The sequence below is a fragment of the Paenibacillus sp. OT2-17 genome, from assembly GCF_009827695.1.
Lineage (GTDB): Bacteria > Bacillota > Bacilli > Paenibacillales > Paenibacillaceae > Paenibacillus > Paenibacillus polymyxa_B.
This window is the reverse complement of the sequence record NZ_WUDQ01000860.1, coordinates 1-1,094: the sequence shown is the minus strand read 5'-3', so window position 1 is coordinate 1,094 and position 1,094 is coordinate 1. Positions and strand designations below refer to the sequence as shown.

1 pseudogene is annotated in these 1,094 nt (G+C 45.2%); it reads right to left on the bottom strand.

From position 1 onward, the window contains the following. Positions 1-953: pseudogene (locus GRP75_RS27720) on the bottom strand (type VII secretion protein EssC); the annotation flags it as partial. Between the last annotated feature and the right edge of the window lie 141 nt (positions 954-1,094).

The window sequence follows — 1,094 nt, the reverse complement described above, 5'->3', positions numbered from 1 at the left end:
TAACACGGGACTTCCATTCCTTTGTCCTGGCGATCATTGCGATTATTTTTACGACGGTTCAGTCTGGCAAACAGAAAATCAGCTAATTGATGTGCACTGCTACTGCGGTCTGACATCATTCTCTGGATGCGGTCATCATCCCACACATGTGGGAGCCAGCGCATCCAAGTCCATTCACTTTCCTCTCGCTCGTCATAGAAGGAAGCAATTTTCACTTCATCTGGCGAGTGACGAACCGTCACCTGTGCCAAAATGACTCTTAACGCAGCAAGGGTATGCTCCCGGTCGCCGACCAATCCAACCACTTTGGATTGAAACAGCGGTAATGCAATGGAAGCAGCGTCTACCAGACGAAATTCCTCTTCCAGCTCATCCGCAGCTCCCAACAAAGGATCTCGGTCATAACCATCTGGACGTGGAATTTGCAATTTAATATGAAAGGGAACTTGTCCAGTCCCAATACGCACCTGCAAAAAGTCCTCATCCTCCGGTGATCGTTCCCAGAGTGAACTATTGCGGTTTTTGACGATTTGAGTGCATATTTGCGGGTCACCGTGAATTTCATATAGTGTGCGAATTTGCTCCTCGCGTTTCATTTCAAGTTCTTCACGATGCTTTTGAAGCTGTTCCCGGTACATCCGGTCCCGTTCCTCCAGATTGCGCTTGTATTCCTTCTTATTATTTAAATAGACGAAAAAAGGAATCGTATAAGATGTAAGCATCATGACCACAGTGACCATCTGGAACATCAAATAGTTACTGTTTCCCATCTTGCCTGTTTTGCTCATATATACGTAAAAGCCTATAGTCACCAACGTCATCATTAACGGAATAAGTATAGATATAATTGAAAAAGACGGCTTGCTCGGCTCAGCCGGAGGCCGTAAAATCTCCAGCTTCTCCTCTCGGAGCGCCGGCCTTAATCTCGGGGATCGCTGGTATAATGCATTCAAGACAAAAGTCCCCCTTTTCGCTTACTATTTCATTTTACCAAGGTTTCATATAATTTCATGTGTGTATTTACCCATTTTTTTCACTTTGAAACAGAGAACGCCTTCCATACACAGGCGCTTCGTCCTGAGTTGTCGAAAAAG